Source organism: Candidatus Hydrogenedentota bacterium, assembly GCA_013359265.1.
GTDB lineage: Bacteria > Hydrogenedentota > Hydrogenedentia > Hydrogenedentales > SLHB01 > JABWCD01.
Genome location: JABWCD010000030.1, coordinates 106,675 through 126,215, shown reverse-complemented (window position 1 = coordinate 126,215; position 19,541 = coordinate 106,675). Strand labels below are relative to the sequence as shown.

Annotated in this window: 18 protein-coding genes; 5 read left to right on the top strand and 13 right to left on the bottom strand. The window is 60.5% G+C overall.

The genetic code is table 11. From position 1 onward, the window contains the following. Positions 1-481 precede the first annotated feature (481 nt). Entirely contained in the window at positions 482-1,381 is a 900-nt protein-coding gene (locus HUU46_21900; GenBank protein NUM56301.1) for a R2-like ligand-binding oxidase, read from the top strand. Here HUU46_21900 and HUU46_21895 read toward each other — a convergent pair. Then, complete coding sequence (locus HUU46_21895) at positions 1,359-3,245, bottom strand: right-handed parallel beta-helix repeat-containing protein (GenBank protein NUM56300.1); 1,887 nt, start codon at positions 3,243-3,245, stop codon at positions 1,359-1,361. The genes HUU46_21900 and HUU46_21895 overlap by 23 nt on opposite strands. Between HUU46_21895 and HUU46_21890 the strand changes: the two genes are divergently transcribed. From HUU46_21890 to HUU46_21880, 3 genes are all read left to right on the top strand, one after another. After that, positions 3,189-4,394 (top strand): DEAD/DEAH box helicase, encoded by a 1,206-nt coding sequence (locus HUU46_21890; GenBank protein NUM56299.1) that lies wholly within the window; start codon positions 3,189-3,191, stop codon positions 4,392-4,394. The two genes, HUU46_21895 and HUU46_21890, sit on opposite strands and share 57 nt — an antisense overlap. Before the next feature lie 54 nt (positions 4,395-4,448). Continuing rightward, entirely contained in the window at positions 4,449-5,981 is a 1,533-nt protein-coding gene (locus HUU46_21885) for a glycosyltransferase family 39 protein (GenBank protein ID NUM56298.1), read from the top strand. A 166-nt stretch (positions 5,982-6,147) separates the two neighbouring features. Then, on the top strand, positions 6,148-7,386 hold the full coding sequence (locus HUU46_21880; protein ID NUM56297.1) for an acetylxylan esterase: 1,239 nt from the start codon (positions 6,148-6,150) through the stop codon (positions 7,384-7,386). 11 nt (positions 7,387-7,397) lie between these two features. Here the strand turns inward: HUU46_21880 and HUU46_21875 are convergent, their stop codons facing one another. From HUU46_21875 to HUU46_21830, 10 genes are all read right to left on the bottom strand, one after another. Next, positions 7,398-8,243: a DUF1559 domain-containing protein gene (locus tag HUU46_21875; protein NUM56296.1), complete on the bottom strand. Its 846-nt coding sequence runs from the start codon at positions 8,241-8,243 to the stop codon at positions 7,398-7,400. Further along, positions 8,240-8,653, bottom strand: a complete 414-nt coding sequence (locus HUU46_21870) for a type II secretion system protein (GenBank protein NUM56295.1) — start codon at positions 8,651-8,653, stop codon at positions 8,240-8,242. The genes HUU46_21875 and HUU46_21870 overlap by 4 nt, the downstream gene beginning before the upstream one ends. Then, positions 8,650-9,183, bottom strand: a complete 534-nt coding sequence (locus HUU46_21865) for a hypothetical protein (GenBank protein NUM56294.1) — start codon at positions 9,181-9,183, stop codon at positions 8,650-8,652. Before HUU46_21865 ends, HUU46_21870 begins: the two co-directional genes overlap by 4 nt. Continuing rightward, on the bottom strand, positions 9,180-9,605 hold the full coding sequence (locus tag HUU46_21860; GenBank protein NUM56293.1) for a prepilin-type N-terminal cleavage/methylation domain-containing protein: 426 nt from the start codon (positions 9,603-9,605) through the stop codon (positions 9,180-9,182). The genes HUU46_21865 and HUU46_21860 overlap by 4 nt, the downstream gene beginning before the upstream one ends. 4 nt (positions 9,606-9,609) lie before the next feature. Continuing rightward, entirely contained in the window at positions 9,610-10,875 is a 1,266-nt protein-coding gene (locus HUU46_21855; protein NUM56292.1) for a type II/IV secretion system protein, read from the bottom strand. A 21-nt stretch (positions 10,876-10,896) separates the two neighbouring features. Then, on the bottom strand, positions 10,897-12,066 hold the full coding sequence (locus HUU46_21850) for a type II secretion system F family protein (protein NUM56291.1): 1,170 nt from the start codon (positions 12,064-12,066) through the stop codon (positions 10,897-10,899). Further along, positions 12,063-13,271 (bottom strand): type II secretion system F family protein, encoded by a 1,209-nt coding sequence (locus HUU46_21845; GenBank protein NUM56290.1) that lies wholly within the window; start codon positions 13,269-13,271, stop codon positions 12,063-12,065. The genes HUU46_21850 and HUU46_21845 overlap by 4 nt, the downstream gene beginning before the upstream one ends. Positions 13,272-13,397: 126 nt before the next feature. Further along, positions 13,398-13,907: a hypothetical protein gene (locus HUU46_21840; GenBank protein NUM56289.1), complete on the bottom strand. Its 510-nt coding sequence runs from the start codon at positions 13,905-13,907 to the stop codon at positions 13,398-13,400. A gap of 36 nt (positions 13,908-13,943) precedes the next feature. Next, positions 13,944-14,513 carry an RNA polymerase sigma factor gene (locus HUU46_21835; GenBank protein NUM56288.1) on the bottom strand — a complete coding sequence of 190 codons (570 nt, stop codon included), beginning with the start codon at positions 14,511-14,513 and terminating at the stop codon, positions 13,944-13,946. Positions 14,514-14,752: 239 nt separating this feature from the next. Further along, positions 14,753-15,118 carry a group 1 truncated hemoglobin gene (locus HUU46_21830; protein ID NUM56287.1) on the bottom strand — a complete coding sequence of 122 codons (366 nt, stop codon included), beginning with the start codon at positions 15,116-15,118 and terminating at the stop codon, positions 14,753-14,755. Between the two features lie 225 nt (positions 15,119-15,343). On the opposite strand from HUU46_21830, the gene HUU46_21825 reads away from it, so the two are divergent. Continuing rightward, positions 15,344-17,152 (top strand): DUF885 domain-containing protein, encoded by a 1,809-nt coding sequence (locus HUU46_21825; GenBank protein NUM56286.1) that lies wholly within the window; start codon positions 15,344-15,346, stop codon positions 17,150-17,152. 227 nt (positions 17,153-17,379) lie between these two features. Here the strand turns inward: HUU46_21825 and HUU46_21820 are convergent, their stop codons facing one another. Next, on the bottom strand, positions 17,380-18,171 hold the full coding sequence (locus HUU46_21820; GenBank protein NUM56285.1) for an SDR family oxidoreductase: 792 nt from the start codon (positions 18,169-18,171) through the stop codon (positions 17,380-17,382). Then, positions 18,168-19,538 carry an FAD-binding oxidoreductase gene (locus tag HUU46_21815; GenBank protein NUM56284.1) on the bottom strand — a complete coding sequence of 457 codons (1,371 nt, stop codon included), beginning with the start codon at positions 19,536-19,538 and terminating at the stop codon, positions 18,168-18,170. The genes HUU46_21820 and HUU46_21815 overlap by 4 nt, the downstream gene beginning before the upstream one ends. Positions 19,539-19,541: the final 3 nt, after the last annotated feature.

Here is a 19,541-nt window from a genome sequence, read left to right as displayed (position 1 = left end):
ACGCGTAGGAGGCGCTAAAGACGGCAGTCACGGTCACCCGCACTGAGTATCCGATCGACCGCGCTACGCAGCAGCCCTGAGCCGGGATGAAAAGCGCTGCACCACATCCAAAACGGTGGAATGGCAAAAGCACCGCCGGATGAACGCCTTTCCAACTGCGCGTCGCGGGGACAAGATGCGGCAGGCCCGCCTGCCCCGACGGCTTAAACTGGTTCTTGCCTCGTGAGAGGCACCAATCAGCATAGCATAAATGGGGGGTGAAGTCTTTCCCTTTTTCGCCGCGCGAGGTCAGCAGCTTGACAAGTGTGTTCAAAATTGTACGGAAACGATTGCCAGATCATAAGATATTCATGCAAAATAGGTTATAACACATCGGCACTCGCCGGTCGCCAGCGAAAAAGGCCTACAAACTCAGTGCAGTGGCCCATTAATTCGGGTATCATCGTGGCGGTGGAGCCATCAACGGAGAGGGAGAAAATCAATGGTGCATGCGGGATTTGCGACAACCACGTCAGGACTGCGGCGCGACCTTGCGCCGATGAAACTGTTCGAGAAAGCCAAGCGCATCGGAATCTGGAACCCGAGCGAGTTCGACTTCTCGAAGGACAAGGAAGATTGGGCTCGCTTGCAGGACGATGAGCGCGCGGTGTTGGTGCATTTGTCGTCGGTGTTTCAGGCGGGTGAGGAGGCGGTGACGCTCGATTTGCTGCCGCTGATCGCGGCAATCGCGCGCGAAGGGCGCATCGAGGAGGAAATCTATCTGACGTCATTCCTCTGGGAAGAAGCGAAGCATGTGGATTTCTTTCAGCGGTTCCTCACCGAAGTTGCGGGCGTGACCGGCGATCAGAGTCATCTGCACGGGCCGAACTACCGATTTCTTTTCTATGAAACGCTACCGCAGACCATGAACGCGCTGACGACCGATGTTTCACCCGCGGCGCTGGCGAAGGCCTCCGCGACGTACAACATGGTTATCGAAGGCATGCTCGCCGAAACCGGCTACCATGCGTACTTCACCGTGTGCGACCGGTTCAACATACTTCCGACGCAGCGCATGGGCATCACTCACACCAAGCAGGATGAAGCGCGCCACATAGCGTACGGCGTGTACCTGCTTTCGCGGCTCATGGCGGAAGACCCCAGCCTGTTCGAGGTCGTTGAAAGCACCATGAACGAATTGCTCGCGCCCGCGCTCGGTATCATCGACGAGACGCTTGGGAGCTACGATCCCATTCCGTTCGGCCTGAAGGTATCCGACTTCACCGACTTTGCCCTCGGCCAATTCCAGAAGCGCTTCGATCGCATTCAACGCGCGCGCGGCATGTCCCTCGACGAAATCGACCGGGAAACGCACGCGATCATCGAAAGCGGGGACGCGTAGTCTCTGGTTCGTCCGGCAGGACAATAGAGGCAGACGTCTGCCGCGAAGTATTGCCCCTGCCGCCCAGAACTACGGCGAACACGCCGACAAGGAAAACGATCGCGATAACAGAGCAAAACGCAAAGACACCGCTAATCGTAAAGCTTGTGCCTTCCGTCTTGATAGCAAGTGTGTCCTGCGAAATTGGCATTGGTGTGGGCGCGGGTGGTGGTATCGGTGCCGGTGTGACTGCAGCGACCCTATTCGGCGGAGGACTTGCTCCGGGTGCTATCGACCGATTTCCCCTCCAAGTGGGAAACGCCGCGGCCATTTGCTCGACACTTGCGAAGTTCTGCCGCGTCGGTTCCACGTGATACAAGGCGTTCCCGTTCGTGCCGAACTTGCTGTTAATCGCGGTGACGACTTCTTTTGTTGTTGTCGCCATCAATGCATATGGCGAATTGCCTGTCACGGTACAGGCCTCCAAAATCAAGGAACTGTCCGTAAGGCATGCCATTCCACCTGCCGTACCGGAATTATTGCGGAATTCGCTGCGAACTGCGTGCATTGCAGCGGACTGTAGTCGAACCCCGCCACCGACGAAACCTTCGGCTTTGTTGTCGACGAGCGAACAGTCTGAAAGGTTTGCGCTGCCCGAGTAGTAGAAATTGAGGGCTCCGCCTGCGCCACCGGTAGACGTATTGGAACGAAAACTACAGCGCGAGAAATCTGAAGGCGAGCGATGAGCAATCCGGACCGCACCACCGAACCGCCCTCTGTTGTCCGTAAATGTGGTACCTGCAACCGATGCATTGCAGTCGCTGTAAGCAGCAAACCCGCCCCCCCACAGCGCGGAATTAGAGTCGAATTTGCTGTTAACAACCGTGACCCGAGCCCTGCGTACGTACAGTCCACCGCCCCGGCCGCTTGCCCGGTTGTTCTCGATCATACAGGATTCGATGCGCAATCCTCTTTCGGAATTGCCAAACCAGATGCCTGCGCCGCACCCAATTTCTTCCGGGTCGTTGCCGCCAAAGTCACTTCGATTGTTGCGGACGACACATCCGGTCAGAGTAAGGCTGCTCAATCTGGCGTAGATGCCGCCGCCCCCGTTATCCGCGCCACAATTCTCGATTACGCAATTCGTGATTGACATGTCCAGAGAAGTGCAGACTATCCCCGCGCCGTATTTGTGGTACGGATGTTCCGCGTTGGCAAGCCCGTCTCGAATCGTGAATCCGTCCAAGCTCGCACCGTTTGCGCCGAATACGACGTGATAGGCTGCCTGGCCATCGCGGGACGCTTTGCCGGTAATCGTCGTAGTGTATTTTGCGGGATCGCGAGCATCACGAACCGATTCGCTTCCAACAAATCCGCCATACAAAGCAATGCCGGGCTTTAGTACCAGAGCGCCCGTGTTGATATCCGTGTCGACGTGTTTACGGGGCTCGCCATATTCCCCCTTCGCAATCCAGACTTCGCCGCCGCCCGTTGCGTGCGCGGCGTCGATGGCAGGCTGGATCGTTGCGAAAGCGGTGGACCAGGACTTTCCGTCTTGTGGTCCCGCCTGATTCGCGACGTTGACGTACCAGATATCGGCCGCACATGGGAGGGAGAAGGCGGCCAAGGCGGCAACGGCGAGCGCGAAAACGTGCCGAATCCGCATCGCGTGACTCCTTCTGGCCGGGTGGCTAATAGCCGATACAATAGCACACAAGTACCGCGGCGCACGACGCGGTTTTATGCACGGGGGCAAACGTGTATAATCCGGTCGATGAAAAGGACAGCAAGCATGCCGCATTCCCGCACGAAGGCACACGCGGACTAAATGACATTCGACGAATTCGGCCTTGACCCGCGCTGCCTGCGGGTCCTGCATCAGCAAGAGATAGTCACTCCCACACCCGTGCAGGCGCAGGCGATTCCGATTGCGCTTTCCGGACGCGACCTGATTGGCGTCGCGCAGACGGGCACGGGCAAGACGCTTGCGTTCTCGTTGCCCGCGCTGACCCGCCTCGCGTCGCTTCATGTTACGAAGAACAACGTGCTCGTTCTCACCCCGACGCGGGAGCTGGCGGTGCAGGTGCAGCGCGTCGTGGAGCAGTTGGCGAAAGCGATGCACATGCACAGCGTCGCGATTTACGGCGGCATGGGCATGGACAAGCAGACGCAGGACCTGCGCAAGGGGCGTCAGATAATCGTCGCGACGCCCGGCCGCCTGCTCGATCACCTCGGGCGCGGGAATGTCTCTTTCCAGCAACTCCACATCCTCATTCTCGACGAAGCAGACCGCATGCTCGATATGGGTTTCCTGCCGGACATTCGGCGCATCCTGCGCCAACTGCCGCGCGAACGGCAGACGATGATGTTCAGCGCGACGTTCCCCGACGAAATCGCGCGGCTGACGTCCGAGATGATGAACAGCCCCGAGCGGATCAGCGTCGGGCCAATAGCGCGGCCGGTGGACAGCGTGCGGCAACTGGTGTATCCCGTGCGGCCGGAGGACAAGACGCGGCTGCTCCTGAAGATTCTCGAAGAGCAGCAGATTACGTCGGCGGTGATCTTTCTGCGCACGAAGGACCGCACGGAGCGCGTGGGCCATATGCTGCACAAGCGCGGGTTTAACGCGGCCGCGATTCACGGCGACCGTTCCCAGCGCCAGCGCGAGCAGGCGCTGGACGGGTTCCGCAAAGGGAAGTATTCGATATTGGTGGCGACGGACGTTGCCGCGCGCGGTCTCGATATCGAAGGCATCACGCACGTGATCAACTACGATATTCCGCCGACCGCAGAGGACTACATCCATCGGATCGGGCGCACGGCGCGCGCGCAGGCCGAAGGCGATGCAATTACGTTCGTGTGCCCGGCGGACCATACGGCATTGGAGACGATTGAGCGCGCACTGGGGCGCAACCTTCCGCGCGCGGAGTGGGAAGACGCGCCGCCCGTGCTATCGTTGTTTGTCCCGAAGGAATCGGCCAAGGCGAAGCCCGGGCCCCGGCGGCCGGTACGCCGTTTGTTGCGACGGCGTTAGGACGGGCGCCCGTTCGCGGGGAGCAGTTTCCTGGAGCAAACTAGCCGCAACGTCATGCGCCCGGGCGAATGGGCCGCGTTGGCCGCCGTGCTGGCGCTTGCTCTTGGATTGCGTTTGTACCGCATCGGCACCGAATCGATTTGGTACGACGAGTGCATTACGTACATGGGGCTGCATTTCGCCAATCCCATGGACTTCTTTCGCAACGAAGCCACGCACGATCCATCGAGCGTTCCGCTTTACTACGGATCGGCGTTCGTCTGGTACCACCTCGGGTTCACCTCAATCCTGTCGATACGCATGCTATCCGTGGCAGCGGGCATGGCGCTGGTGGCGGGAATCTACTTCTTCGGTCGCAAGCTATTTGGACACGTAGGCGGGCTGACTGCCGCGTTGTGCGTTGCGTGCGCGAAGCTGCACGTGTACCAATCCCAAGAGATTCGCAATTACGCCTTTACGATGATACTCGCGCTTTTCGCGATGTTCGCGCTCTACAAAGCGGCGGTGGAGGGCAAGGATCGGTGGTGGCCGGTCAACGTCGCAGCAAACGTCTTGCTTTCCTACACGCACCTGCTCGGCACAATCCTGCTGTTCGCGCAAGGAGTTTACCTGCTGTCGACACGGCCCCGGAAGGCGCACCACATCGCCCTGTGGACCGCAGCCCATGCGCCGTTTCTCGCCCTTATACCGTTATGGATTCGGCTGATCACAACGGCGGATTTATCGTTTGAGACGAGTTGGATTCCGTTTTCATACAGGCAAAAAGCAGTCCACGCCTACTTCTACTACTTCGCTGGAAGCAAGATGGACACAGCCGACTTGGTGCACCATCTACCGTTTGAGATGGTACCCGTGCCCGAGATACTTGGTTCGATCATGTTAATCGGGGGCGCGGCGTTCGTTGCGTATTGCGTGCGGAGTTGGTGGCGCAAGTGCGCCCCGTTTCCCAGCTTTGCACCGGCAAGCGCGTTGTTTGTGTTGTGCTGGCTGTTTGTTCCGCCTGCGACGTTGTACATCATCGGAAAGTTCATGCACTGCTTTCTCGAACGGTATGTTTCTTACTCGTCGCTCGCACTGTACCTTTGCATAGGGGGCGCGGTCGCGGCGCTGCCGAAGCGGACAATGCGATACGCCGCGCTAGGGGCGCTGGCGCTCGTTTTTGCGGGCAACGCCGTGGACATGGAACGTCCGTTTCGCTACGACACGGCATCGGCGGGTGTTATTCTGCGAGACGAGTACGGGCCGGGAGAATATGTGTATTCGCACAATTACAATATTGGACTGCCGATGCAATTCTACGGCGGCGTGCCGGAAGACATGATTGTGGGCGCCAACGAGTTTCCGGAAATCGAGTCCGACCCGGAACGATGGAAGCTTATCGTTGGCAAAGTCATTTCGGAATCGGCATTGGGCAAGAGATCGTGGGTTTACTTTGAGCACGTACCAGGCAGCTTCGAGCATTCCGTAGTAGACGAATTAGTCGCCCAACACGGGGACGTAAGGGCATCGAAATGGCATTTTGGCGGGAGAAAGTCTATGTATCTTTACCGGATCGAACCGGCGGGTCCGCGAAGCGGCGTTGAATAACAATACCTTCGACTGAATTTGGGCATCGATCCAATCTGGCGGCGTGTTCTATTGGAGCGAATCACGATGCAACCACGCAAGGCTGACGGAGAATGAACCCATGAGACGCTGGATACGTTCGTCTACACCACGCACCCGTATTACCGCTATCGCGATGTTTCTATCGATGCTGGCACACGGTGCCGAGAATCTGCCCGCCTTCAACGCATTGCCGGAGCACAAAGAACTTCCCGATCCGTTCGTGATGATGGACGGTGCGCGTGTGATTACGGCGCAGGAGTGGAACGAAAAGCGGCGGCCCGAATTGAAGCAACTTTTCCAGCATTACATGTATGGCTACGCGCCCGAGCCTGTCCCGATACATTCGGAACTTGAAACGCCGGAGACGGAGATTCTGGGGGGCAACGGCGTGTTGCGGCAGGTCGTGATATCGTTTCCCACCCTGCCCGAGCACGCACCGAGAATTCACCTTGCGCTGTTCCTGCCGAAAGCCGCGAATGGTCCCGTGCCGGTGTTCATTGCGATGAACAAATGCGGCAACTACACCGTGCTCGATGACGAAGCGATTCTGATCGATCCGACGGCGTACGTCCATGATCAATGCCCCGGCCCGCCCGAGACCGCGCGCGGCAAGGACAAGGATTTCTGGTGCGTTCCGTATCTCGTCGAACGCGGGTACGCCTTCGCGACCTATCACGAGAGCAACATCGATCCCGACAAGGACGATTTCACCGACGGCATTCACCCGTTCTTCCCCGATTTGAAGTGCCCGGACGAAAGCCGGTGGGGCACGATCGCGGCATGGGCGTGGGGGATTCAGCGGTGTGTCGATTATCTTGCGAGCGCGCCGGGGATCGACAAAGGCAAAATTTGCGTGACGGGCCACTCGAGGCGCGGGAAGACGGCGCTGCTGGCGGGGGCGTTCGACGAGCGCATCGCGTTGGTCGTACCGCACCAGTCGGGCACGGGCGGCGCCGCGCTGAGCCGCGACAACGATCAGGAAACGGTTGAGCGCATCAATCGCGTGTTTCCGCATTGGTTCAATGATGTGTACCCGAAATTCGGCAGCGGAAACGAGGCGAAGCTGCCGATGGACCAACATTTGTTGATGGCGCTCGTCGCGCCGCGGCCATTGCTCGACACGATGGGCCTGCAGGACAAGTGGGCCAACTACGATAGTTCGCTGCGCGCGATTCACGCTGCTGCGCCCGTATGGGCTTTGCTTGGCGGGAAGGGCATGGTGGGCGATGGCGTATTGACGGACCCGCAGGAAGTCGCCAAGGAAAATGCGGGATCGTTGTTGCAGTACCGGCGCGATACCAAACACACTATGGATCAGGGCTACTGGAAGGCAATCCTGGACTTTGCCGATATTCAGTTCGGCCGTGTAAGCGCGGTGCGGTGATGAGTGGACTATTAGTCTTGGAACCAATGCCGCTGCTGAGGCACTTGGGAGGGTTGCGCATTTTGCACCCTATTCCGCCGTAGCCGCAGCAGTTCCTGTTCGGCCGCTCGCGTGGTCTCCTCCCTTCGCTTTTCTTCGACCTTGAGTGATTGGAATGTCTTTAGCGGTTCCACGAATTCGATTCCTTCAGGCCGAGCCGGCAGGTCCGCATCGGCCCACAGCGCAAGCTTTACAAAGCTCACGCTACCATCGAGCCACAATACGTTTCCGCCGCCGGGGACGTGATTGAACGAGGGGCCCGAATCGCGATACTTGCCGTAACCCGACATCGCCAATTCCGCCAGACCTCGCTGTAAGTCAGCGTCCGCGGGCATCATCAAGTCCCACATCACGGGCCATTTCGGCAGGCCCCTCGGGGGCGGCGGCAGGACGATAGGTGCTGTTGTGTACGCGCCGAAATAGTCGTAGCTCTGGCGCAAGCTACCTTCGATGTCAGGTAGTGCCGTCATAGGCGGTTCTGGGTCCTCGTCCTTCCTGTTTCGGCGATTTCCCGTGTTTGGGTCCGACGGGCACGCAAAGACGTCGCGATCGGTCAGGCAATCCCTGGAGAAACCGACCAGGCAATCTGCGTTGCCCGCGCCGCCGCTCCACGGCAGGATGCCCTCGTTTTCCTGGGCATACATGTGCAGCGCGATGCCGAGTTGCATGAGGTTGTTTGCGCAGCTTGCGCGGCGCGCGGCCTCTCTCGCGCGCGCGAGCGCGGGTAGCAGGATTGCCGCGAGTATCGCGATAATCGCGATGACGGCGAGCAACTCGATGAGGGTGAACCCGCGCGGTTTTGCCGGTGTCGCATTCATCTTCGCGGTTCCTCCCAGCGCACGACGCGGACTCCCGCGGGCGTGAGGGCGAACTCAGCGGCGACGGTAACGGGCGCCGGGTCTTCGGCCGATTGCCGCGCCGAAGACCTCACGTCGTATCGGTCCGCCGTCGCGCCTTGCCTCACCTCGACCGAAACCTGGCCCTTGCCAAGCGCAAATGCAGATTCGCCGCGGAAATTCGGGTCGGCCCGCAGCATGGCGGCGGCCTTGTGGATGCCGGCCTCTGCCAGCGCCAGGTTCTCCATCCGATTCACGGCGCGGTTCGACTCCGTAACGTTGCGGTTGAGCAGCGTGACGAACGCCGAGGCCAGAATCGTGAGGATGATCATGACAACGATGACCGCGAGCAGCGCGGAGCCTTCGCGATATCTGCTATTGCGAGGTCTCATGGTGCGCCTCCATCGACGCGGAAGGCAGCGACCAACACGCGAAGATTGGTTTTGTCTTCGGGGGCTTTTCGCGGTGCGCCGGTGACGTGCATCGTCACGCGACGCGCGGATTCCACTGGCATTGAATCAAACTTGAACCGGACCGTTGCATCGATCGGATACGCTGTTGCGCGTCCGACACGCCACACGCCGTTATCCAGCACCAATTCCCATATCGCCGGTTTGCCTCCGGCCATGCCAACGACGACCGGCCCGTCGGGCGTATCGAGCACGACCTGCGCGCCGCCGGTACTGGTCTCGCCCGCGGCTGGAAGCACCCGTGACGCGTGTCGGACTGTTCGCGAGAAATCGCGCGAGAACTGCGCGAACGCCTGTTGGCGCATGGCGCGGTCCGTTGCGAGCGACGCGACACGCGTCGTTTGAATAAACGTAACCACGCACAGATTGAGCATGATCACGGAGATGGTGGCGAACACCAGCATCTCCCATAGCGTGAATCCATCGCTGCCGTTCGTGCGAGGCGAAATCATGGCAACGCCTCCGCGACCAGCGTCGTTACCGAGCGTTCCGCGCGCCGGCCATACTCCGTAATCCAACGGATAGAGACTTCAACCTGTTTCAACCCCGGAGTTCCGTCCGGCGCAGCGGCAATGACGACCTTCGTATCGGCGAGGTGGAGCATTTGTTCGAGGGCCGGGTCAACTGTCACGAAGGCGCGCGTGCCGTCCGCGAGTATCGCGTACGGCGTGGAGCGCACCAGTTCCAATTCGTTCAGCACCGCCTGCGATGCGATCGCCGATTCGTCGATCGTGCGCATGCGGTCCAGGCCGAACTGGAAAAGTCTGACGATTCCGAAAATGCCGACGACGAGCACAAACATGGCGGTCGTCAATTCCAGAAGCGTGAAGCCCTGCTGCGACCGTGTACGTCGTTGGACTTGTATCGCCCGCATGGCGTTACCCTCCAGCCTGGGGCAGCACACGCTTGAGTTCTTCGAGCGTCGTGACGCCGTCCCGCACGCACTGCGCGGCGGCATGCGCGAGGGGGCGCATGCCCGACGCAAGCGCGGCGTCGTGCAGTTCGCTCGTGCGCACGCGCGCGAGCACCCGCTCCGCAAACGGTTCATCCACGCGCAACAATTCGCCGACGGCGGTGCGCCCTTTGTAGCCGATGCCCTGACACGCGTCACAACCGCGGCCGCGGCGGAAGGGGCCGGCGAAATCGGCCAGGCCGTATGCGGCAACGAGACCCGGTTCGGGCTCGTACGGTTCGGCGCAATTTGGACAAACCATGCGCACGAGCCGTTGCGCAAGCACGCCGGAAACGGACGACGCAGCCAAATACGGTTCGACGCCCATATCGAGCAGACGCGCGAAGACGCCCGCCGACGTGCCGCTGTGTATCGTGCTGACGACAAGATGGCCGGTGAGGCCGGCCTGGATCGCGGTTTGGGCGGTTTCCGCGTCGCGCACTTCGCCGACCATGATCACTTCGGGGTCCTGGCGCAGCAAGGATCGCAGGGCTGCCGCAAACGTCAGGCCGTGGTGCGGCGCGATTTCCGTTTGTGACACACGCGGAATGCGGCGTTCGACCGGGTCTTCGATGGTGACGACGTGCGGTGCGGGCGATCGTCGTGCGAGGATTTCGTGGAGCAGCGCGTAAATCGTCGTGGTTTTGCCGCTCGAACTGGGGCCTGTCAGAAAGATTGCGCCGTGTGGCCGTTCGATCAACGCGCGCAGTTCGCGTACAAGCGCCGTGTCAAACCCTAAGGCATCAAGGTCGAGGAGCGCGCCCCCGCCATCCATGATGCGCAACACGATGCGTTCGCCGTTCACGGTAGGAAACGCCGACACGCGAATTACGCGTCCGCACCGCGTCGCATCCGCGTCGATGCGCCCGTCCTGCGGCGTATCTTTATGGTACGTGACCATGCGCGCGACGATTTTGATGCGCGCGACGATGCGGGCGTGGTGGACTTTTGGCACGCGCGCCACGTCGTGCAGGATGCCGTCGATGCGGAAGCGCATCGCGGTGCAATCGTCCCACGGCTCGAAGTAGACGTCCGTAGCGCGAAGTTCGACGGCGCTGGCCAATGCGGCATCGACCGCGTCCACGGCGCCCGTTTCCTCGGACGAATCGAGCATGGCAGCGAGGGCGCGCTCGATCTCGGCGAAGCCGGGACCGCCAGCCCCGTTTTTCTCTATCACGCGTAGGTGCGGCATGCGATTAAATCCCGTGAGTTGCTAGATCACGTTGATTAGCGTATCGCTTATCGCGATGAGCGAGGCGAATATCCCGCCGTACAAGGCCAGCGCTACCGCGCCGAGGCCCAACACACCAATAGGGCCGGCGATATCCAATGTCATGCGAATGTTCGACATGACCTGCTGCCGGTACAAGGTGTGCAGGTGCCCCGCCGCGCTGTCCAGTTTTCCGGACGCCTCGCCCAGCGCCAGCATGGTGACGAACGACCGGGGAAACGCGCGTTCGGCGCGCAAGGCATCGGACAGTGTGTAGCCCTGCTCGACGCGGGCGCGCGCGCGCAGCAACGCGCGGCGGAGTCCGTCCGGGATGTCCAACTCGGCGCAATCGCGGAGCGCGTCGTTGATCGGCACGTTTGCGGCGGCGAGCCGTTCGAGTACCGCGCACACGGCGGCCAAGTGGCCCTTGGCGGAGATTTCGCCCACGATCGGCAGCGGGGCAAGAAGCGGTGCGAATACGCGATGGAATCGAATGCGCTCTTCGCCCGAGACACGCCGCACCCACTTCAGCACCAACAACCCCGCGCATGCGAGAATTACGATATAGACGTGGCCTCGAGTAACGGAATTCGTCAAGCGATCGATTGCGATAATGACAGCGGGGAGCCGTGCGCCGAATTCGCGAAGCACCTCGCCAAACGCCGGAACGATGTAGGTGAACAAGAAAGTCGCGATGCTCAACTGAATGGCAAGGACGGCGCCGATGTAGGCAAACCACCCACTCACGCTCTTGGTGAATTGCTGGGAAGTGGCGAGGTGTTCGCCCGCAGCCGACAGCGAGTGTTCCAGCGTGCCCGTACTTTCGCCCGCGCGGATGAGGTCCACGTACCATTTGGGGTAAAAGCGCGGGCATTGTTCCATCGCATCGGCCAGGCGCATGCCGGAGGATAAGTCGTCGCTCAACGCGATCATTGCCTGGGTCAATTTCAAGGACGGTCCGTCCGCAATTGCGCGTTCGAGTCCGGTTACCAGCGGGGCGTTGCAGCGGACGATCGCGTTGAGTTGCGACGTCAGCAGCGCCAGGTTTCGCCGCCATGCGGCTCGCGTCCAGAACAGCGGCCCCGGCCAATTGCGCCGCCGCCGCAAATACAAGTTGCGCCGCGAAACGCCGGTGGCCAGGTCGACGTCGAATAATATGCGCCGCCAGTTCATTGCCCGCTCATTACATTCGCCAACGTGAAGATTGGCAAGTAGAGGGACAGAATTACGGAAACGACAATGAGCGCCATCGCGCACAGGATCGCCGGCGTAAGCACCGACAACATGACGCCGCTGACGCGCGAAAACGTTTCGTCGTAGCTCTTTGCCAGATCGAGAAAGGCCTGATCCATGTCGCCGCGCTCTTCGCTGACCTGCAACAACCAGCAGAACAGGCCGCTGAAGTATCCTGTCGATTCGAAGGCCTGAGAGAGGCGCATGCCGTTGCGGACGGAATCGGCGGCGTCGCGCGCGGCGGCTTCAAGCACCGTGTTTCCACAGGTCGCGGACGCGAGCGCGATGCTTGTGTCCATGGGCGCTTTGCTGGAAAGCAGGATTCCCATCGAGCGGCAAAACCGTGCCATGGACACCGAGTTGAACGCGTGACCGATGCCCCACACCTTGAGCCGCAACCAATCGCCGACGTAACGCCCCTGTTCTGTGCGCGCCGCAAACGATACCGCCACGATAACGACACAAACCGAAGCGAGAACGGCGCCGAAGTTGAGCCGGATAAATTCGCTCGTGTTCAACCAGAACATGGTGAGCGCCGGGAGTTTCGCGCCAAAGTCCCTAAAGACATCCGCGAACTGCGGAATCGTATAGGTCAACAAGTACGTCATCATCATCGCCATCATCACGAGGGCGACAACCGGATAGGTCATCGCCTCGCGAAGGCGGGAGCGCAGCGCGACCATTTGCGCGGTGTACCCGGCGCAGAGTTGAAGTATTGCAGGCAGGTTGCCGGTTTCCTCCCCGGCGCGAATCGCGGCGATGTACACCGGAGGCACGGCGCCCCGGTGGCGTTCCAGCGAATCGCTCAATGACTTGCCGGACTGTAACGCCGAGTGCAAGTCGTCTACGACGTTCTTGAGCGCGCCGCGCCGAAGCTCCTTGCCAATCGCTTCCAGCGCGGGGGCGAGCGGCAATCCGCTTCGCGTAAGCGCGATAAGCTGCGTGTTCAGGAACTCGACGTCCTCCCACGAGACGCGACCGCCTCGAAACAAGAATTCGCGTGCCGGTTCCGCCGGCTCGACCGAACTGACTTGCAGGCCCTGTTCCTCGAGTATCGCGGTGACGCGCCGGGCCGACGCCTCGTCCATGGTCCCGTTCGAGGCCTGGCCGTTCGCGTCAACAGCTTTGTAGCGATAGAGCGGCATGATTTCCTGACTCCCGCGGTGCCCGCGGACATTCGTCCCGCCGCCAACGCGGCGACACACTTCGTGGACACACCCATGTAGACAATGACGGTTGGGAGGGGAAGCGATCAGCGTGGCGCACGCGTGTCAGGGAAAGAGTTGTTCGACGGCCCCGAGCGCCGAGGCGCCACTGAGCGGTCCGCGCGAGATTTCAAGAGCGCGCTTTACGAAGGGACCGCTCACTATGGGAACTTGCAGGCTTTCGCCTGTCACCAGCTCACTGTTGGCCGATACGTCCCGCAAATCGCGCATGACGTCGCCCGCATTTCGCGCGGCCGGGGCGGTGATTACGAGTACTGCAATGACGGCAGCCAAGGCCGCCGCACGCGCTCCAATGGTGCGCCAACGCCAGCCTCCGCTTACCGTAATGTCGCGCATGGGTATTTCGCCCGAGCGGATGCGCGCCATCAGCCCATCAAAATCGTGTGTCGGATACGGATGCGCAAGCACGCGTTCGCTCGCGGCGAGGAGTTCGCATATGTCCTCGAGTTCCTTCTGGCACGACGGGCAGCGGGACGTATGCACTTCGACGCACAGCCGCTCGGTAACGCGGGCATCGCCGATCGCGTAATTAATCAACATCTTACGAATTCGCACGCACTGCATTTCGTTACAACTCCGAACCGCCGGCGGTCATATCGCCAGCATATCTTTCAGCGCGTCGCGCAGCCGCTTGAGGGCAAGCAGCTTGCGCGAGCGCACGGTATTCACCGGGCACTGCATCACGGTCGCAATATCTTCCAATGACATGCGTTGCATGACGCGCATTACAAATACCATTCGCTGCTCCTCAGGCAGCGCGTCGAGCGCAGTTAGGATGTGGCGCTCCAACTCCTCGCTCGCGGCCGCCTCGTCCGGCCGGAACGCATCAAGTGCGACAAGCGAGTTCTCGACGTCTGCCCAGTCCGCGGCCTTGCCGAGTTTCCAGACCTTGCGCGAGCGGCGGCAGTGTTCGAGCCAGATGTGGCGCGCGAACGAGAACAGGTACGCGGGAAACGACCCGGTGGCCGCGTACCGCTGGCGGACATGCCAGATTCGGGCGAAGGTATCGCCGGCCAACTCCTCGGCGACTTGGGGGTCGCGGCTCATTGCGAAGAAGAAGTCGAGCAGCTTCCGGTTATACCGGCGGTACAATTCCGCGAAGGCGGATTCGTCCCCTTGACTGACGTACCGCATCAGCGATGTGTCGAGCATTGTCTGCACTCGCTCACACTCCCGCAGTTCGCACCCGCGTCCTCTGGAGTCAGCCCGAAACGTGTAGCCGCATCGGCGCCCGAGTTTTTCCCGTCTCAATTGGCCAAACGCCCGGGGGAAAGACGCCCATGCGCCCGTGACGCTCCCGCTCGGGATCGCATTCCCCAGAATCATTATGGCGCCAAACCGCTCGATCGATCACCTGCGAAATATAGGCGAGAGTTTATGCCGTGGCAATTCGGACGGTCTCAAAGGCCAAGGACATCCGCTTTCGTCTCATTGAGCCGCCCGGTGGTGGTACGAATTATGTCGTCTCCGTGGCCGGCTTCGGCGAGCGCCGCGCCAAGGTGGGAAACGAACGCGTCGAAATGGCGTTCGGAGAGTCCGGACTCCACCGAGGCGCTGTGGGCGGCACGGAGCTCGATGCCCGAACGGCGGACGGGGCCGCCGCTGATGGTCTGGAGGAATGCGCGAAACTTGTTGTGCTGTTGCGCCATATCCAGCCCGTCGAAGAAGGGGCGGAGTTCCGGGTCCGCTAGTACGCGGCGGTACATGGCCTCCACCAGACTGTCGAGGCCGGTTTCGCCGCCCAGCGCGTAGTACAGGGATTCCATACAGCCCCTTCATTGCCCCATTCTCACGACACGGGGCAAGAGTAATGATACGACGAAAGCGATGTTTTCGCTAGTGGTTTAGCCTGCTTGCTTTACGGACTCTTCGGCAGACGTGGGGAGGGGCGATTGACGGGCGGCAGCGCAGACCCGCATGATAGCCCACACTTTTCCGCAGTCCGTGGTACACGAAAGGAAATCGAAATGGCGAAGGGTGGCGTGCGCCGTATGCTGCGCTGGTTCGGCTGGCTCGTCGCGGGCGCGGCGTTGGTCTTGGCGTGTGCCGCGGCCAATGTCATCTGGTTTAAGCCGTTTTCGATAGACGTCTTCTTCGAGCGCGTGTTCATCGGATACGTGCTTCAAGACCCGGAAATGCTCACGGACCTGCGCCTGCTCGAACAGTTCGGGATTACGTCGCACAATGCGAAGCTTACGGACGCGTCGCCGGCCTTCGACCAGAAGATGTGGGAGAAGGGCAAGCGCGATTTGGACACGCTGCGCAAGTACGACCGCGCCGGCTTGTCGGTGGAGCAGCAACTTTCCTTCGATATTCTCGAGTGGTATCTCGACGATGCCGCGCGCAGTAAGCCTTTTCTGTACTACGACTATCCCGTGAACCAGATGTACGGCGTGCAGAACGACTTGCCGACGTTCATGGCGATGAAGCACCAGGTGCACACCGTGCACGACGCGGATCAGTACATTACCCGTCTCACGAAATTCGGAGATAAATTCGACGGCGTGATCGAGGGATTGAAGCTACGGGAAAGCATAGGCGTCACGCCGCCGAAGTTTGTGCTGGGTAAAGTGCTCGACGAAATGGCGGGCTTCAAAGGCAAGGCGCCGACGGAAAACATTCTGTACACGTCGCTCATTGAAAAGGTCAGCAGGGCCGGCGCGATTGCCGACGCGGACAAGAAGGACATCTGTGTACGCGCGGAGGCGGCCATTGCCGAGCACGTCTATCCCGCGTACGACAAGCTTGCGGCGCAACTGACCGATATGCAGTCGCGCGCGACGGACGATGACGGCGTGTGGAAATTTCCGGACGGCGACACGTATTACGCGTACGTGCTGCGCAGCATGACGACCACCGACATGACGCCGGAGGAAGTGCACACGCTGGGTCTCGCGGAAGTCGAGCGCATTACCGCGGAGATGCAGGCGATCCTCGACGGGATTGGGCGAACCGGGAAGCCGGTTGCGGAATTAATGCGCGAACTCCAGAACGACCCGCAGTTTCACTATCCCGACTCGGACGAGGGGCGCGCGCAATGCATCAAGGATTACCAGGCGATTATCGACGAGATAAACAAGGGCCTCGGCGACTCGTTTGACGTCCGGCCGAAAGCAGGCGTCGAAGTGCAGCGCATTCCCGAGTTTCGCGAGCAAGGATCGGCGGGGGCATATTACGAATCGCCCGCGCTTGATGGTTCGCGTCCGGGCGTTTTCTTCGCGAACTTGCGCAACATGAAGGAAGTGCCAAAGTGGGGAATGCGCACGCTCGCGTACCACGAGGCGATTCCCGGGCACCATTTCCAACTCGCAATCCAACAGCAGGTCGAGGGCCCGACGTTTCGCCGCGTGATTCCATTCACAGCATTCGCGGAGGGTTGGGCGCTTTACGCGGAGCGGCTCGCGTGGGAGTTGGGATTCGAGGACGACCCCTACGCAAACTTGGGGAGGTTGCAGGCGGAACTGTTTCGCGCGGTGCGCCTGGTGGTCGACACGGGAATTCACCAGAAGCGCTGGACGCGCCAGCAGGCCATCGACTACATGATCGCCAACACCGGAATGGGCGAGCAGGAAGTGACCGCGGAGATCGAGCGTTACATTGTCATGCCCGGCCAGGCCTGCGCGTATAAGATCGGCATGATGAAAATCCTCGAACTGCGAGAAAAAGCCAAACAGGAATTGGGCGACCGTTTTACACTGAAGGAGTTCCACAACGCTGTCATCGGCAATGGTTCGATGCCGATGGAAGTGCTGGAGAAAGTTGTTGGCCGCTACATTGACGCACGGAAAAGGGCTGCGTAATAGAGCGATTTAAGAAATGACGTAGGCGGTGTGTCCTGCAGGTTTCGGTGCGAATCGAGTGTGCCATTAAGATTACGAGCACGAGCACGAAAATACAACTACGTAATATCTCAAATCGCTTTGGCCATCGCGGGATTCTCGGAAGCGAGCGAAAAACAGGGATTTCAAGCCCGCGGTTGGTGCAAATTGAACACGGGATGTTCAATTTGCACGTTCGAGGACACACGCTACAACTTCATCTTCCTAAATTGCCACTCGGGAATCGCACGGATGATGAGCATGATGTAGCGCCAGAACCAGGGAACGTAGGCGACGCTCTTCCTGGACTCGATGGCGCGGTGAATCGCGCGCGCGGCCTGTTCCGGCGTGGCCACAAGCGGGCCGGGCAGCGGCAGGCCCCAGGTCATCTTGGTATCCACAAAGCCCGGCTTGATTGTGATGACATGAACGTTCGAGGGATAAAGCCGGTTGCGGAGCCCCTGCAGGTAGGCCGACATGCCGGCTTTCGACGCGCCGTAGATATAGTTCGATTGGCGGCCGCGATCGCCCGCCACGGACGAGATGCCCGCGATGAACCCGCGCCGCGCCGACTCGAGATGCACCGCGAACTTTTCGCAAATCGACATCACAGCGGTAATGTTCACGTCAACCGTTTTGCGCGCGATATCGAACTTCGATTGTGCGGCGGACTGTTCGTCCATGAACCCGAAACCGAGGACGATCCCGTCCAGCACCGCGCCCGCGTCGCGGACGCATTCGTCCACAAATGCGGCATGCGTCCCGAACGCCTCCGCCTCGACGTATTTCGCGATGACCTTGACGTTGTACCGCACCTCGAGATCGGATGCGATTGCGTTTGTCTCCTCGATGTCGCGTGACGCGACAATCAGGTCGTGGCCGCCACGGGCGAACTCGGCCGCAAGCGCGCGCGAAATGGCGGAGGTGACACCCAGCACGATGACCGTGCCCGGCCCGCTCACGGGCGCTGCAGTGGTGGTAAGCGCGACGGAATTGCTCATGGTTCGATCGGTCCGTCCACGATGCCGCAGCGCCGCGCGAGACGCGACGACAGTTTGCCCGAGGGATCGAGCTTCGCCTTGATTGCCTTGAATTCGTCGAGCCGCGGGTACATTGCCGCGAAGACTTCCGCGCGGGTTGTTGCGTCCTTCGCCGTGTACAGGCGGCCGCCGTGTTTGACGACGAGGTCGTCGCATTCGGTGAGGAAGGGAATCAGTCCGCTCTTGACCGGAATGTCGAGCGTCAGCGTCCACCCGTCAATCGGGTGGGACAGCATTCCCTTGCTTCCGGGGCCCATCCGCTTCAGGACGGCGAGAAACGATGCGCGGCCCGACTCGCTCAGTTTTTCGAGGAGCTTCACCAAACCTTCGACGCCGTCGTGGGGAAACGTTGCCTGGTACTGCGCAAACCCGTCTTTGCCATATCCGCGGTTCCAGTTGTGGATGGCGTCCAAGGGGTAGAAGTACTTGTCATAGTCGATGATTAGCCCCTGCTTCGAGGGGTGAATTGCGTAGAAGAGCGAATTGAACGCGCCGATGGACAAGGAATTCAGCAGAAACCCCGGCAGGTTAAACGGTACGTTCTTTTTCAGCTTCCTCGGGATGGTGAGGGCATGCCCATACTGCGCCGGCAGGTCCTTCCCGGCGATATGATCGCCGGACATGAGGACGGAGCGTCCCAGTTTCTTCCCTTTGGAAAGGCAATCCACCCACGCGACGGAATATTTGTACTGGTCATCGGTTTCGCGAATCGCAGTGAGCGCCGCGTCGATGTTCGCGCACTGGCGGTAGTCCACTTTGATGTACGCGCTCGAGATGGGCTGCAGTCGAATCGTGGCGGTCAAAATGATGCCTGTCAACCCGATGCCGCCGATAGTCGCCCAGAACACGTCCTCATTTTCCCGCGCACTGCAATTCAGGAGCATGCCGGTGGGTGTCAATAACGTGAACCGATTGACGTGCTCGCCAAACGAGCCGTCCACGTGGTGGTTCTTGCCGTGCACGTCGTTCGCAATGGCGCCGCCCACGGTGACAAACTTCGTGCCCGGTGTTACGGGCAAAAACCATCCGCGCGGCACAAACGTTTCGAGAATCTCTTCGAGACTGACGCCCGCTTCGCAATCGAGCACCCCGGCCTTCTCGTCGAACGCGATCATCCGATTCAGGCGCGTCGTGTTTATGACGCCGCCTCCCGGATTGACGGAGACGTCCCCGTAGCTGCGGCCCAGTCCGCGCGCAATAAAATGAGGCTGATCGGTATCCGCGAGAATCTCAGCGATACCGCGCCGCTTCTCGGGACGATACACGGCGCACTCGACGCGCGGCCAACCGCCCCAACCCGCAATGCGCTGTTTTACGAACGACGGCAACGC

Excerpts from the sequence above, each read along its gene's own strand:
- HUU46_21845 (NUM56290.1), bottom strand. The coding sequence starts at position 13,271 with ATGCCGCTCTATCGCTACAAAGCTGTTGACGCGAACGGCCAGGCCTCG.
- HUU46_21885 (NUM56298.1), top strand. The coding sequence starts at position 4,449 with ATGCGCCCGGGCGAATGGGCCGCGTTGGCCGCCGTGCTGGCGCTTGCT.
- HUU46_21860 (NUM56293.1), bottom strand. The coding sequence starts at position 9,605 with ATGCGGGCGATACAAGTCCAACGACGTACACGGTCGCAGCAGGGCTTC.
- HUU46_21830 (NUM56287.1), bottom strand. The coding sequence starts at position 15,118 with ATGGAATCCCTGTACTACGCGCTGGGCGGCGAAACCGGCCTCGACAGT.
- HUU46_21875 (NUM56296.1), bottom strand. The coding sequence starts at position 8,243 with ATGAATGCGACACCGGCAAAACCGCGCGGGTTCACCCTCATCGAGTTG.
- HUU46_21900 (NUM56301.1), top strand. The coding sequence starts at position 482 with ATGGTGCATGCGGGATTTGCGACAACCACGTCAGGACTGCGGCGCGAC.
- HUU46_21890 (NUM56299.1), top strand. The coding sequence starts at position 3,189 with ATGACATTCGACGAATTCGGCCTTGACCCGCGCTGCCTGCGGGTCCTG.
- HUU46_21820 (NUM56285.1), bottom strand. The coding sequence starts at position 18,171 with ATGAGCAATTCCGTCGCGCTTACCACCACTGCAGCGCCCGTGAGCGGG.
- HUU46_21825 (NUM56286.1), top strand. The coding sequence starts at position 15,344 with ATGCTGCGCTGGTTCGGCTGGCTCGTCGCGGGCGCGGCGTTGGTCTTG.
- HUU46_21850 (NUM56291.1), bottom strand. The coding sequence starts at position 12,066 with ATGAACTGGCGGCGCATATTATTCGACGTCGACCTGGCCACCGGCGTT.
- HUU46_21865 (NUM56294.1), bottom strand. The coding sequence starts at position 9,183 with ATGATTTCGCCTCGCACGAACGGCAGCGATGGATTCACGCTATGGGAG.
- HUU46_21855 (NUM56292.1), bottom strand. The coding sequence starts at position 10,875 with ATGCCGCACCTACGCGTGATAGAGAAAAACGGGGCTGGCGGTCCCGGC.
- HUU46_21870 (NUM56295.1), bottom strand. The coding sequence starts at position 8,653 with ATGAGACCTCGCAATAGCAGATATCGCGAAGGCTCCGCGCTGCTCGCG.
- HUU46_21880 (NUM56297.1), top strand. The coding sequence starts at position 6,148 with ATGCTGGCACACGGTGCCGAGAATCTGCCCGCCTTCAACGCATTGCCG.